Annotated in this window: 11 protein-coding genes; 6 read left to right on the top strand and 5 right to left on the bottom strand. The window is 68.9% G+C overall.

Annotated features, from left to right (window positions below; all coding sequences use genetic code 11):
- The first annotated feature begins 26 nt into the window (after nt 1–26).
- On the top strand, nt 27–2627 hold the full coding sequence (locus tag U743_RS01410; protein ID WP_156966294.1) for a DUF1302 domain-containing protein: 2601 nt from the start codon (nt 27–29) through the stop codon (nt 2625–2627).
- Nucleotides 2628–2693: 66 nt separating this feature from the next.
- Here U743_RS01410 and U743_RS01405 read toward each other — a convergent pair whose 3' ends face one another.
- Nucleotides 2694–3623 (bottom strand): AraC family transcriptional regulator, encoded by a 930-nt coding sequence (locus U743_RS01405; protein ID WP_232226693.1) that lies wholly within the window; start codon nt 3621–3623, stop codon nt 2694–2696.
- Nucleotides 3624–3828: 205 nt separating this feature from the next.
- On the opposite strand from U743_RS01405, the gene U743_RS01400 reads away from it, so the two are divergent.
- From U743_RS01400 to U743_RS01390, 3 genes are all read left to right on the top strand, one after another.
- Nucleotides 3829–4839: an aldo/keto reductase gene (locus U743_RS01400; protein WP_043764940.1), complete on the top strand. Its 1011-nt coding sequence runs from the start codon at nt 3829–3831 to the stop codon at nt 4837–4839.
- Nucleotides 4840–4956: 117 nt separating this feature from the next.
- On the top strand, nt 4957–5400 hold the full coding sequence (locus U743_RS01395) for a carboxymuconolactone decarboxylase family protein (protein WP_043764938.1): 444 nt from the start codon (nt 4957–4959) through the stop codon (nt 5398–5400).
- Nucleotides 5401–5424: 24 nt separating this feature from the next.
- Nucleotides 5425–5859 carry a RidA family protein gene (locus U743_RS01390; RefSeq protein ID WP_043764935.1) on the top strand — a complete coding sequence of 145 codons (435 nt, stop codon included), beginning with the start codon at nt 5425–5427 and terminating at the stop codon, nt 5857–5859.
- Nucleotides 5860–5869: 10 nt separating this feature from the next.
- Here U743_RS01390 and U743_RS01385 read toward each other — a convergent pair whose 3' ends face one another.
- The gene (locus U743_RS01385; RefSeq protein WP_043764933.1) at nt 5870–7195 is read right to left on the bottom strand and encodes a DUF3999 family protein; all 1326 of its coding nucleotides are present in this window, start codon (nt 7193–7195) and stop codon (nt 5870–5872) included.
- Complete coding sequence (locus U743_RS01380) at nt 7192–9975, bottom strand: DUF2339 domain-containing protein (protein ID WP_052367395.1); 2784 nt, start codon at nt 9973–9975, stop codon at nt 7192–7194. Before U743_RS01380 ends, U743_RS01385 begins: the two co-directional genes overlap by 4 nt.
- 121 nt (nt 9976–10096) lie before the next feature.
- On the opposite strand from U743_RS01380, the gene U743_RS01375 reads away from it, so the two are divergent.
- Together U743_RS01375 and U743_RS17850 are read left to right on the top strand one after the other, a co-directional pair.
- Nucleotides 10097–11290: an MFS transporter gene (locus U743_RS01375; RefSeq protein WP_043764932.1), complete on the top strand. Its 1194-nt coding sequence runs from the start codon at nt 10097–10099 to the stop codon at nt 11288–11290.
- A gap of 68 nt (nt 11291–11358) precedes the next feature.
- Nucleotides 11359–12006, top strand: coding sequence for a hypothetical protein (locus U743_RS17850; RefSeq protein ID WP_052367394.1), 648 nt, complete (start codon nt 11359–11361; stop codon nt 12004–12006).
- 12 nt (nt 12007–12018) lie between these two features.
- Here U743_RS17850 and U743_RS01365 read toward each other — a convergent pair whose 3' ends face one another.
- The gene (locus U743_RS01365) at nt 12019–12756 is read right to left on the bottom strand and encodes an RES family NAD+ phosphorylase (RefSeq protein ID WP_052367393.1); all 738 of its coding nucleotides are present in this window, start codon (nt 12754–12756) and stop codon (nt 12019–12021) included.
- 2 nt (nt 12757–12758) lie between these two features.
- On the bottom strand, nt 12759–13121 hold the full coding sequence (locus U743_RS01360; protein WP_043764929.1) for an MbcA/ParS/Xre antitoxin family protein: 363 nt from the start codon (nt 13119–13121) through the stop codon (nt 12759–12761).
- Nucleotides 13122–13244: the final 123 nt, after the last annotated feature.

The raw sequence follows: 13244 nt of genomic DNA, 5'->3' as shown, positions 1-13244 counted from the left end.
GTGGCGCAGTTCCTACAGGGGGAGACATGAAGCGATTCCGCGTGCTGACCGGGTTGCGCCCGTTCTCATTGACTCTGGCGGCAGCAGGCCTGTTGGCGGCCGTGCCCGCCTGGTCCGCTGACTTCCGCGTGACCGACGAGATCGACCTCCAGATCAACACCAACATCGTGGCCGGTGCAGCGTGGCGCCTCAACGGCCGCAGCACGGATCTGGTCGGCAAGTCGAATCTCGACCCCAACGTCTGTGCACGCCAGTTCCAGTCCTGCCAGGGACTTTCCCGCGAACAGAGCTACCCCGCCGAACGGCTGGCCAATGCCCCCGGCGCGCCCACCGTCAACGGCGACGACGGCAACCTGAACTACGACCAGGGTGACATCGTCCAGGCGCCCTTCCGCATCAACCAGGACTTCAATCTTTCCTTCGGTGATTTCGGTTTCTTCGGCCGCTGGCTCTGGTTCTACGACTTCGAGAACAACAGCTTCACCGAGCGCTCGCCCAACCGCATCACGCCCGGGAATCTGGACGATGTGGTGGTCGAAGACGACTTCGAGATCTCCAACCGCTATCTGGATCAGGTCTTCTCCGCCGGCGGTGCCGTGGAAAGCGAACGGCGCCAGGGTCGTACGCTCTCGCAGGTCGGCACCGACTTCCAGCTGCTGGATCTGAACTTTTACGGCCGTTTCCCGCTGGACCTGCCCTACTTCGGCGAGCGCGACTTCGTCTTCCGCATCGGCCGGCAAACCGTGAACTGGGGCGAGTCGACCGTGCTCGTCGTCAACAGCGTCAACCAGGCCAACCCGGCCAACGTCAACAACCTCTACCGCACGGGCTTCACGCTCGACGAGGTCTTCACGCCGGTGGGCATGGCCTTCGGCAGCATCAACCTGTCGAACAATGTCTCGATCGAAGCCTATTACCAGTACGAATGGGATTCCGTCGAGATCCCGCCGCAGGGCAGCTACTTCAGCTTCCTCGACTTCGGCACGCCCAACGTCGGCCAGAATCCGCAGTCGGACCGTCTGGCGCCAAGCGTGCGCGACGGTGAGACACCCCGCTTCTCGACCAACACCGACGAGGCCGTGATCGGCTCATTCAATGCCAGCTTCGGCGGCGCCGCCGAGGACCCCTTCTTCCTGGGCGGGCACCTCGACAACGCGCTGTCCGTGCTGACGCCGACCACCGCGAGCATCCCACGCATCGCTGACAACAAGCCCGACGACCAGGGCCAGTACGGCGTCGGCCTGAAGTGGTTCCTGCCGGATCTGAACTACGGCACGGAGTTCGGCTTCTACTTCATGAATTACCACTCCAAGCTGCCGTACCTGAACGCCTACTCGAGCAGCGCGAGCTGCGCGCGCCCCGAAGGCAACCCGGCTGGCATCTCGCCGACCACCACCACCGAGTTCCTGCAGGCCTGCGACAACCTCCCGCTGGCCTTCAACACGCGCGGCACAACGCAGCTCGCCCTGGATCTGGTGAGCCTGGCCACCCAGCGCCCGGGCGTGCTTTCCGAGATCGGCGTCGCCAATATCGGCGCTATCGGCGGCATCGCCAACCTGTTGATTGGCAACCCGAACGAGCCGGTGGACAGCATCGTCAGCTTCGACGACATCACCTTCCAGCTCGATTACCCGGAAGACCGCAAGATGTTCGGCCTCAGCTTCAACACGCCGGCCGGCGCCAACTATTCGATGCAGGGCGAGGTGGCCTACCGCCCCAACCTGCCGCTGCAGGTTTCCTTCACCGACGTGGCTTTTGCCGCGCTCGGGCCGTCACTCTCCGAATGCCACAAGGAGGACGCCGACTGCGCCGGGGCCAGCGCCGCGGAAGGCTTCGACGCCGAAGGCGATCGGGTCATCTACGAGCAGAACAACTTCGTCGACGCCGACGGCAATAACCCCTATCCGGACACCATCAATCTGGCGGTGGGCGCGCTACCCGGCGTAGCACGCGCCTTCCCGAATTTCGTCCTGCCCTACCGCGGTCAGGACATCGGCAGCAATCCGGCCGGCAGCTTCATCCGGGGCTGGGAGCCCTTCGACGTGCTGCAGTACAACCTGGGCGCCACGCGCGTCTACGGCCAGTCGGACGCGATCCTGGGCGCCGACCAGATCATCATGATCTACGAAGTCGGCGCCACCCACGTGCTGGGCTTCCCGGACTTCGACCAACTGCAGATTCAGGGGCCGGACCGCCAGACCACGCACGCCACCGCCGGCGCCGACGGCACCGGTGCCGACGGCTCGCGCCTGGCCTGCTCCACCAATCCGGCCTGCTCGGTAGGTGTCGACGGTCTGCGCTTCAACCCCACGCAGGCGCGGCGCGACGAGTTCGCGCACCGCTTCTCCTGGGGCTATCGCATCGTCTCGATCATCCGCTACGACTCGGTGCTGCCGGGACTGTCCATCGAGCCGACGCTGATCTGGGGCCACGACATCAATGGCAATGCGCCAGGACCGGGACCGAACTTCGTCGAAGGCCGCAAGACGCTGAACTCGACCTTCCAGTTCCGCTACAAGACGGCGCTGTCCTTCAACGTCTCCTATCAGCTCTTCACCGGCGGTGGCGAAAATCACGTGCTGCGCGACCGCGACAACCTCGGATTCTTCGTCCGCTACCAGTTCTAGAAGAAGCGTCTGCCACAGGGGGGTATGACTGAGCCCGCGCTCCGGCGCGGGCTTTTTTGTGCGCGCTCAGCGTGCCCCGACGGCACCACTCTCCGCGCGCAGCGCCGCTACATCGCGCATCGGCGGCTGCCCGAACAAGCGCCGGTACTCGCGGCTGAACTGGAACTCGCTGTTGTATCCGACGCGCCGCGCGGCGATGCCCGCGCCGACGCCGTCGTGCAGCATCAGCGTACGCGCCTGATGCAGGCGGATCTTCTTGAGGTACTGCATCGGCGAGGACGACGTCACCGCGCGGAAACCATGATGCAGCGCCGAGGGACTCATATTCGCGATCCGCGCCAGGCTAGGGACATCCAGCGGCTGGTCGAAGTGATTGCGGATGTGCTGCAACACGCGCGAGATGCGATAGGAACGGCTGTCGCGTAGCGCGAACTCGCGCAGCAGCTGGCCGCGCTCGCCGGTCACCAACCGGTACAGCACCTCACGCTCGGCCAGCGGCGCCAGTACCGGCCGCTCGCGGGGATCGCCGACGGCAGCGGCCAACCGACACACGGCGTCGTGCAGAGCCGCGTCGAAGCGCGACGCGCAGACGCCGCGGCAGGCCGCCGGGTTGCTCGGCACATCGCCCGCCACGCCGGCCTGCAGCATGATCTCGCCCAGCGCGGTGGCGTTGAGATGCAGGCGCAGCGCCAGGAAGGGGTGCTCCGGGCTAGCCTCGAGGATCTCGCCGTCCATCGGGAGCGGCACCGACAGCACCAGGTAGTGCCACGCGTCGTAGACGAAGCTGTCGTCGCCGAGGTAGACGCGCTTGCGCCCCTGGGCTACCACGCAGACCGTCGGCTCGTAGACGACCGGCCGGCGTGGGCCGGGCGCATCGGCACGCAGCACCTCGACGCCCGGCCAGGGTGTTTCGTTGATGCCCGGTGCCGTGGCGAAGGGCGCGATGCACTCCGCCAGCATGCTGCCGGCCGCAATCGATTGCGCTGAAGATTCCATGGTCATGACGATGGCGAGTATGGCAATCGGGCCCTATCCCTGCCATCGCGACGCGCGCCGCGTGCAGGATCAGGCAAAAACCGAGCAGGAACCCGTCTGACGCAGCGGCCGCCGCAGCACCTAGCATCCCTGTGTCGACTGCAGCCGCATGCACCGCGGCACGACGTCCCGTCACACCCTAAGCCAATCCTCGCAGGAGCCCCACATGACTGAAATCCGCAAAGTCACCCTCGGCCGCAATGGCCCGCAGATCTCGCGGCTCGGCCTCGGCTGCATGGGCATGTCCTTCGCCTACGGCGCGGTGCCGGAGGAGCAGGGCATCGCCACCATCCATCGCGCTCTCGATCTCGGCATCAACTTCATCGATACGGCCGACATGTACGGCCCCGAGACCAACGAGCGACTCGTCGGCCGCGCCATCGCCGACCGTCGCGATGCTGTAGTGCTGGCCACCAAGTTCGGCATCGTCTACGACGACCCGAGCGGACGTGTCACCGACGGCGCGCGCATGATCAACGGCCATCCCGGCTATGTGCCACAGGCCTGTGATCGCTCACTGTCACGTCTCGGCGTTGACCACATCGACCTCTACTACCTGCACCGCATCGATCCACAGGTTCCGATCGAAGACACCATCGGCGCCATGTCGCGGCTCGTGGAAGCCGGTAAGGTACGCTACATCGGCATATCCGAAGCCGGGGCGGAGACCATCCGGCGCGCCCACGCCGTGCATCCGCTGAGCGCCGTGCAGACCGAGTACTCGCTTTGGACGCGCGACGTGGAGGCCGCGATCCTTCCCACCATGCGCGAGCTGGGCATCGGCTTCGTCGCCTACAGCCCGCTCGGCCGCGGCTTCCTCGGCGGCGGCATCACGCGGCCGGAGGACCTCGACGAGAACGACTGGCGCCGCGCCAACCCGCGCTTCCAGGGCGAGAACCTGAGGCGCAACCGCGAGCGGCTGGACGTCGTCCACGCCCTCGCCGAGGAGAAGGGCGTCACGCCGGCACAGATCGCGCTTGCCTGGGTCCTGCACCGCGGCGACGATATCGTGCCCATCCCCGGCACAACCAAGCCAGCGCGCGTGGCGGAGAACGCAGTCGCGGCGACCATCACGCTGTCGGAAGACGAACTGGCGCCGCTGGATCGCATCTTCGCGCCCGGCAGCACCGCAGGCACGCGCTATCCGGAGCCGATGATGGCGCTCGTCGACGCCTGAGGCGGCCCATCGACGCGGCCGTCCGCTGCTGCGGGCGGCCGCGTTGTCACATTCCATTGCGCCGCCTCGTCTATGCAGACGGGCGCCATCGCCCTGCACCCCCTATCCGGAGAACCCATGCAAAGCCGACTGGACTATCAAAGCGCTTCGCCGAACACCATGAAAGGACTGCTCGCGCTGGAGCAGCAGGTTCGCGAAAGCGGGCTGGAGCACAGCCTCATCGAACTGGTGAAGACGCGCGCCTCGCAGATCAATGGCTGCGCCTTCTGCATCCACATGCACACCCGCGACGCCCGGGCCGCCGGCGAGAGCGAGGACCGCCTGCACCTGCTTGCGGCCTGGCGCGAATCGCCGCTCTACACGCCGCGCGAGTGCGCCGCTCTGGCCTGGACCGAGTCGCTGACCCGCATCGCCGACACCGGCGCGCCGGACGCGGATTTCGCGCAAGCGCGCGACGCCTTCACCGATGACGAGCTGGCCAAGCTCACCCTGCTCATCGGCACGATCAATATCTGGAACCGCTTCGCCATCGGCTTCCGGGCCATTCACCCGGTCGACTGATCCGAGCCCCACCCGGAGCACCCCATGACTGCAATAACCGCCACCTCCTCTTCCGGTGTCGTGCGCCTCACCAACCCGGACGGCCTCTACGATCCGGCGCCCAACGGCTATTCGCATCTTGCCGAAGTCGCTCCCGGCAGCCGGCTGCTGCTGGTCGCCGGCCAGGGCGGCGAGGACGCAGACGGCGCGCTGCCGGCTGATTTCCGTGCCCAGGTGCGGCAGGCCATGCGCAATCTGGAGACCGCACTGCAGGCCGCCGGCGCCGCGCTCGGCGACGTTGCGCGCACCACCGTGCTGGTCGTCGATCACAGCGAGGAGCGCCTGCATATCTTCGGCGAGGAGCTGGAACGCGCCTGGGGCGATGCGATGAAGCCGGCCTGCACCCTCATTCCGGTGCCGCGCCTGGCGCTGGACGGCATGCTCTTCGAGATCGAAGCCACCGCCGCGCTGCGCGCCTGAGCGCCGGGCCTCAACCGTCGCCGCGGCCGAGCCGTCGCAGCAGGCTCAGCGCCATCGCCACGACCAACAACGCGCCGGCGCCCAGCATGACCCACAGCACGATGCGGCGCAGCGGCCAGCCGGTTTCCGGCGACAGACGGCTGTCGCCGCCCAGACTGCGCTCGACGCCGATGCCGACCGCCGTCGAGACCTGCTCGAAACGCGCACAAGCCAACGGCTCGGCCGGCATCGCCTGAGCGCTGCCGTAGGCAAGCAGCCAGGGCCCCTCGCCCTGCGCGAAGAAACGCAGCCGCTCCGGTGCATAGCCCATGCGCAGGCCCAGCGCCCGACTACCCAGCGCCTCAGCCCCCTGCATGACTTCCACGCGCCAGAAACGCTCGGCGACCGGCGGCACAACCGTGATCCCGGCGGCGGTGTCATCGTCGCCCGTAGCCGGCGCCGGCGTGGTGGCGCGGCGCCACCAGCGCGCGTCCAGTGCATCGCGCGAGCTGACGCGCACTCCCAGGCGCAGGTCGCCGGCGTCAAGCCGCAGCCGCTGCACCGGCGCCCGTCGGTCGCTGCGGTACTCGCGCATATCCGGGGTTTCGACCGGCATGGCTTCGGCGTCGAACCAGCGCAGATCGGGCACCGATTCGGGGGCCACCGACACCAGCGTCGCGCCGCGCAGCCAGTCGCGCGCGCGACCGTCCAGCGGCGTCAGGCGCAGGAAGGCGTAGCGCCGCTCGGGCAAGGACAGCTGCGAGCGTTCCAGCTTGCCGCCCTCGCCCTCGGCGCGCAGCAGCGTGCCCTGCGGCAGGAGGGTGCGCCAATTGTCGAGATCATCGCTCGCGGCAACGCGCACGGCCAACTCGGCACGGCCCTCGGGCGTGCGCCAAGCCCAGTCCAGGGCCAGCGCGGTTATCGGCACCTCAAGCTCGCGCACATCGAGCAGATACTCGAAGGCGCCACCAGGCGCCGTGACCTCGGCCGCGCCCTCGTTCAGTGCCAGCCGCGTGCCGTCAGCGGTCTCGATCTCCATGCGCGTGCCCTGACGGCGCCGCGGTGCGCTGCCTGCGGGCAGCCCCCAGATCGCGGCCGCGTGCCGTTCGCTCTGCTTCTCCGGCGCCTCGGGTGGGCAAAGCGCGTGCTGCACGACGCGACCGTTGGCGTCGAAGACGCGGAGATCACCCAGGTCGCGGCGCGTTACGCCGCGATAGACCGCATCCGGAAGTGGCAGGCCGTAGGCCGCCGCCGGCTCATCGGCTTCCAGCGGCAGGCCCCGCGCAAAATCCTGCGTAACCGGCGCAGCCAGCACCGTGGCCGGCACCAGCAACAGCCCTGCCAGAACCCACTTCATTCGCTTTCCTCCGCGATATCCTTGCCCTTGGGTGGCAACGGTGAGAAGTAACCGGTGATCAGCAGCAGCGCACCCACGCTCAGGAAAGAGACAATGCGCGCCAGCGTGTCGGTGGCCGCCAGATCGATCAGGAAGAGCTTGGCCACCACCACCGCCATCAGGCCCGCCCCGCACAGCCATACCGCGCGCAGGGCGCGCCTAGTGGCGACTATCATCGCGACGAAACCGAGCAGCCCCCAGAAGATCGACAGCGCGGCCTGCACCGGCGTCGACGTCATGACGCCGTCGAAGAGCAACGGCGTGCCGCCGAGATGATGCATGGCGCGGATCAGCGCTGCGTTCAGCCACAGGAAGACCAGCGCCGCAACTGCCCCTGGGAGCAACACCGGATGGCCAGCGCGCAGCGGCGCGCGCTCGGCCGCCGGCAGCGCCTGCCACCAACCAGCCAGCGCCAACAGCACCACCATCGTCGCGATATCGAGCGGATTCAGCAGCGGCACATAAGGCAGCACCACCGGGTCGCCTGCACTGTAGAGGCTGGTCACTATCATCCACAAGGCTGCGACCGTGGCCAGCGGCAGCGCAGCAACAAAGCGATAGGCCGTGCGCTGCGCTGCCAGCGGCCAGACCGGCGCGTTCGCGCCCAGCCATAGCAGCGCGGCCGGCACCAGCCCCCAGGCCAGCACCGGCCATACACCGCCCACATGCTGGCCAATACGCCATTGCAGCTCCATCGCAACCACTGCGGCCAGGGTCCAGAAGCCCAGCGCATGCAGCCAGCGATTGGCCATGGGGAACAGCCGTGCGTCGTCGCTGTCGCGCCGGTGGAGCAGCGTGTAGTAGCCCAGCCACAGCAATGGCCAGCCAAGCCAGGCGCCCCGGGCGAAAGGATGCACCGCCTCCAGCGCACCGAGGCTGCCCAGCACCAGCAGCAGCGCTCCGAGCAGCGGCGCCGTGCCGAAGGCCGCCGGCCAGCGTACGCCGCGGCCGAGGCCATCCAGCAGCAGCGCGCTTCCGACAAGGAAGGTCAGTCCCGCGCCTATCTGCCAGCGCCAGGGCAGGAAGCGCTCGACCTCGTTGATGCCGGCCACCAGCCACCAGAACACCGCCCACAGCAGCAGTCCCCAGAAGGCATAGCGCTCGTAAGGCCGCAGTCGCTCGCGCGCTTGATACAGCCACCAGCCGCTCAGGAAACCGGCCACGGCCAGGCCGGCGCCGCCCAGGAAACCCGCGTTGAGCAACGGCGTCTGCGCGCTGCCGGCCGCGAGCAGCCCGGTTGCGTAATGCCCGGCCGCAGCCAGCTGCAGCAGGGCGCCGAAGGCACGCGCCAGTCGGCGGTCCTGGCGAATGCCCAGCCAGAGCAGGCCGGCGCCCTCCACCGCCCAGATGGCAGCCGTGGTCTTCTCGTCGAAGGCCAGCGGGATGGCCAGGCTGGCGAAGATGACGCCCAGCGCTGCGAAGGCCTCGGCCAGCAGGCGCAGGCTCGCCCGCCCGGCGAGGAATAGTGCCCAGGCCAGCGCCATGTAGAACAGCCCGAAGCCGAAGGCGCTCCAGGCCAGCGCATATTCGATGTCCGCCACCAGCGAGCCGTGCAGCCCGAAGACCACCACCGGCAGGCCGAAGACCAGCGTGCCCGACACCGCCCCCTTCAGATTCGGCGGCTGGCGCAGCGCGAAGAGAATCGACACCGCCACGTACATCGCGAAGAAGAGCAGCAGGAAGGCGTCCGTGCTGAGCAGCTGCTCGGGCCCGTAACCGCTGCCGCGCCACAGGGCGCTGACGCCGAAGGTGAAGACGAAGCCGACCAGATTCAGCAGCTTCCAGGCGCGGAACCAGGCCACCGCGAAGACGCCCAGGTTGAGCACCGCGTAGTAGCTGAACAGCGCGATGTGATCGCCCGAGCCGCTGGAGGCCAGCAGCGGCGCCGCGAAGCCGCCGGCGAAGCCGATCACCGCCAGCGCCGGCGCGCGCTGCGCCACCGCCAGCACGGCTGCGGCCAGCGACACGGCCGTCATCATGGCCAGCGCCACGCCCGGCGGGATCAGCGCGTAGAGACGCAACGTGGCGTAGACCGTCAGATACAGCGCTGCGACGCCACCACCCTGCAAGGTCAAGGCGTAGAGCGGCTGGCGGTGCCGCAGCCGCCAACCGAAGCCGAGCAGCACGATGGCGCCGGCCGCCACGGCGGCCAGCCGCAGCTCCAGCGGCAGCAGGGCGTTATCGGCCGCGTACTTGACCAGGAAGGCGCCACCGATGAAGAGAATGACCACGCCAACACGCGCGATGGGATTGCCGCGCTGCAGCCAGGCGCGCGCGTAGCGCAGACCGCGACGCAGGATGTCGTCAGAGCGCGCTGCCGAGCCAGCTGTCGCCGACGATGCGTTCGGCGGCGTTGTGACCTCGCCTTGTGGCCCGTCCGCGGCGGGTGCCGAGGGTGCCGAGGGTGCCGAGGTCGCGGCGCTCGGCCGCGCCGGTGCTTGGGGCTCGGGCGTGGGGTCGGGTTCGCGGGCCTCGGCGCCCGGCGTCTCATCCTCTGCCGCAGGCCTTCCCAGCTGCTGCAGAATGCGCCGCTCGCTCTCGGCCAGGGCGCCATTCAGCACATGCAGCAGGTACCAGGCGAAGGCACCCAGCCCACCAAGCAGTGCCAGCAGCGCACCCGCTGTACCCAGATAGATGGCACCCAGCAGACCGCCCGCGGCTGCGCCGGCACCGGCGCTGAGCAGCGCCCGGAGCACCGTCGGAGCGATTCGCACGGCCGGCGCCGCGTCACGCCTGTCCATGGCTGTCTTCCCCCTGTTTTGGGCAAAAAGTCTAGCCCGCTTTCGGCGCCTCCGATACGGCCCACCGGAAGCCGGCCAAGCCGAGCAACGACGGACGGGCTCGGCTAAGCTGCGCGCCCTCATGTCCGCGCCCTTCAGCCAACCGCCGCTGCGCATTGCCTTCGTGCTCGCCGCAGCCGCCTTCGTCGTCGGCACCGCGACCTATTTCGTCGCGGGTGTGCTGGAGCCCATCGCGCGCGACTTCGGCGTCTCGCTGGGCGCCGCCGGCCAGCTGACCTCGGCCTTCGCAGTGGCCTACGCGCTGACCGCGCCGGTACTCACGGCCATGGCCTCGCACATCGAGCGCCGGCGCCTGATCGTGATGGCGCTGATCGCCTTCGGCGCCGCCAATGTCGTGGCGGCGCTGGCGCCCAGCTTCGGCTGGCTGATGGTCTCGCGCGTGCTGGCCGCGCTGGCAGCCGGGCTGATCACGCCCGTGGCCGTGGCCACCGGCGCGCAACTGTCGCCGGAAAGCCACCGCGGCCGCATCATGGCGCTGATCATGGGCGGCATCACGGTCGCCTTCGCCTTCGGCGTGCCGCTGGGCACCTACCTCGGCAGCACGATCGGCTGGCGGCCGGTCTTCTTCGGGCTGGCCTTTGCTGCGCTGATTGCCGCCGGCGCGGTGCGCGCGATGGTGCCACGCGTCTGGAGCGACGCCCCGCCCGGGCGCGCGGCCTTCGTCGTGCTGCGCGACCCGCGCATCGTCGTCACGCTGCTGCTGACAGCCTTCTCCTTCGCCTCGGCCTTCAGCGTCTTCGCCTACATCGGCCCGGTCCTCGGCCAGGCGGCGGGCATGGCGCCGGCCACCATCAGCCTGGCGCTGCTGCTCTTCGGCGTCACCGCGCTGGCTGGTACGACCATCGGGGGCATCCTCGCGGACCGACTGCGGCTGGGGCCGGTCATCACCCTCTGCCTGCTGCTGATCGGCATCGTGCAGGGCGGCTTCTCGCTGCTTGTGCTGTTGCCTGAAGGCGCCATCCGCCAGAGTGCGGCCGTGGCGCTGATGGCGGTGGCCTCGCTGCCCGGATTCGCCTTCGTGCCGCTGCAGCAGGCGCGCCTGGCCGTGCTCGCCGGGCCGCACATGCCGGTGGCCGTGGCGCTGCACGCCTCGGCCATCTTCCTCGGACAGGGCACCGGCGCTGTACTGGGCGGCCTGGTCATCTCCGGCGCCGGCGTGGACTTCAACGGCGCCGCCGCCTGCGCCATCGGCGTGCTGGGTGCACTAGTCAGCCTGATCGCGAATCGCAGCGTCTTCGCCGCAATTCGTCGCTGAAGGGCGAGCTTCCGCAACGCGCGACGCGCGCACTACCATCGGCGTCCGTACTCCGTCGCGGGCGCACCATGCACACCGATACTGCCAAGCTCCTCCCCATCGCACGCTGCGCCTGCTTGCTCGCCGCTGCCGTCACCGCGCTTGCCGGCTGGCCCGGCGCAGCGACGGCCGCCGACGACGCGCTGTACACGGTGACGCCGACCATCAGCTACCGCGGCGGCGGACGCCTGGAGGAACGCGACACCGCCGATGGTCGGAGCGCCGATGCCAAGCGCGCCACCGGCGTCATCCTCAATCTGCAGCAGGAACCGGACCGGCTCTACGAGCTCTACTACAGCCGTCAGGACACGCGGATCCGCGGCAGCGATGTCCGGCTGCGGGTCGACTATCTGCAGATCGGCGGCTTGCTGCGCTGGCAGCATCCGGGCTTCTCGCACTTCCTGGCCGGCGGCATCGGCGCAACGCGTCTGGAAGCTCGCGGCAACGGCAGCGGCTCGGATCTGAGCCCCTCGCTGTCGCTGGCGCTGGGTCTGGAGATTCCGCTCGTGGGCCCCTTGCATCTGCGCCTGGAGGGCCGCGGCCACGCCACCTTTACCGGCGACGACAGCGGCGTCTTCTGCGTGGTTTCCGGTGAGCAGTCGGGCTGCGTCTTCGGCTACCGGGGCGGCGCCTTCACGCAGATCGAGGCCAGTGCCGGCCTGAGCATGCGTTTCTGAGTCACTCCCCGCTCAGAATGGGCCGCCCCTGAGCTGCTCGGCGGGCACATAGCGCGTGGGCTTCAGATCGCCCTGCAGGCGCACGCCTTCGGCGTCGGTCAGCACCACGTAGGAGCCGCTGGCGCGCGGATGGCCGTTGCCGGCCACCGCTTCGGGAGCCAGCACGGCCAGATTGCGGTTCGCCCGCGCCGCCGGCCAGGCGACGCGGGCGCTGGGATAACGGATCACTGCCGCCCCGGCCTCGCGCGCGCTGCGGCCGAAACGCTGGCTTGCCTGCCAGCTTTCGGGATCCACCAGCGGGCGCAATGCGGGATCCTCCAGCCGGCCCAGATCGAAGCCGGTCTGTGAGCGAACGCGCAGCGTGATCACCGTCAGCTCGCGGCGCAGCGGGCGTGGCGGCGGCTCGCTCATGCCCTCGAAGAACTTGAAGGCGTAAAAGGCCAGCTCCGCTTCCAGGGCACGCCGCGTCTCGCTGAGATAGAGGATGCCGCGCTCGGTGGCGCTGCCGAAGCGGCTGCCGTAGCGCAGGGGTGGATAGCGGAAAGCCGAGCGCAGCAGCCAGTCCAGCCCCTGCGCCTTCGGCGGCACCGCCGGCTTGCTGGCTTCAAGCAGCTCCTCCAGACGTTGCTGCTCGGCCTGGTTATCCACCAGCTCGCTGGTGGCGATACGGCTCTGCTTCTCGACATAGCGCAAGGCCCGGCGGTCGAACGCCTCTAAGGAAAGCCCCTCGGCCCCTTCCGGTGCGACCACGCCTAGAGCTTCCCGCGCATCGCATCCAGGTAGTGCACGACGCGCACCAGTCCTTCCACCGAGGTCATCAGCTCCGCGGGTGCCGCCTCAAGATGCCGGTTGGGGGTGGCGACCCAGTGCCGCATGTTGGCGCGGTCGCCACTGCTCAGCGCCGAGAGATCGCGCGCCACCCGGACGACCAGTAGCGCCAGCTCGGCCTGCTTCGGATCCAGCCGCGCGCTGGCGCGCGAGAAGTTCTCGCGCCGCGTACCGACGATGTTACCGAGCGCGGCCAGGCTCAGGCCCAGCGCCTCGGCGGCATTCTTTGCCGCCTTCCTGATCAGTGCGTTGTCATCGCTCAGCGGGAGCTTGTGGGCCGCTTCCATGACGCGATCCGAAGTGTGCATATATGCACACTATACGCGTTTTAGTGATGATAAACACACTAAAGTCGGTAGGTGGCCCGGCACGGGAAGGCCCCGCCGCGCAGAGCGCGGCGGGGCCGGCAG

The sequence above is a fragment of the Algiphilus aromaticivorans DG1253 genome (genome assembly GCF_000733765.1).
Taxonomy (GTDB): domain Bacteria; phylum Pseudomonadota; class Gammaproteobacteria; order Nevskiales; family Nevskiaceae; genus Algiphilus; species Algiphilus aromaticivorans.
The sequence above is the reverse complement of the archived record's forward strand: the minus strand, read 5'-3'. Positions and strand labels throughout refer to the sequence as shown.

Excerpts from the sequence above, each read along its gene's own strand:
- U743_RS01385 (WP_043764933.1), bottom strand. The coding sequence starts at position 7,195 with ATGAAGTGGGTTCTGGCAGGGCTGTTGCTGGTGCCGGCCACGGTGCTG.
- U743_RS17850 (WP_052367394.1), top strand. The coding sequence starts at position 11,359 with ATGCACACCGATACTGCCAAGCTCCTCCCCATCGCACGCTGCGCCTGC.
- U743_RS01380 (WP_052367395.1), bottom strand. The coding sequence starts at position 9,975 with ATGGACAGGCGTGACGCGGCGCCGGCCGTGCGAATCGCTCCGACGGTG.
- U743_RS01405 (WP_232226693.1), bottom strand. The coding sequence starts at position 3,623 with ATGGAATCTTCAGCGCAATCGATTGCGGCCGGCAGCATGCTGGCGGAG.
- U743_RS01390 (WP_043764935.1), top strand. The coding sequence starts at position 5,425 with ATGACTGCAATAACCGCCACCTCCTCTTCCGGTGTCGTGCGCCTCACC.
- U743_RS01395 (WP_043764938.1), top strand. The coding sequence starts at position 4,957 with ATGCAAAGCCGACTGGACTATCAAAGCGCTTCGCCGAACACCATGAAA.
- U743_RS01410 (WP_156966294.1), top strand. The coding sequence starts at position 27 with ATGAAGCGATTCCGCGTGCTGACCGGGTTGCGCCCGTTCTCATTGACT.
- U743_RS01400 (WP_043764940.1), top strand. The coding sequence starts at position 3,829 with ATGACTGAAATCCGCAAAGTCACCCTCGGCCGCAATGGCCCGCAGATC.
- U743_RS01360 (WP_043764929.1), bottom strand. The coding sequence starts at position 13,121 with ATGGAAGCGGCCCACAAGCTCCCGCTGAGCGATGACAACGCACTGATC.
- U743_RS01375 (WP_043764932.1), top strand. The coding sequence starts at position 10,097 with ATGTCCGCGCCCTTCAGCCAACCGCCGCTGCGCATTGCCTTCGTGCTC.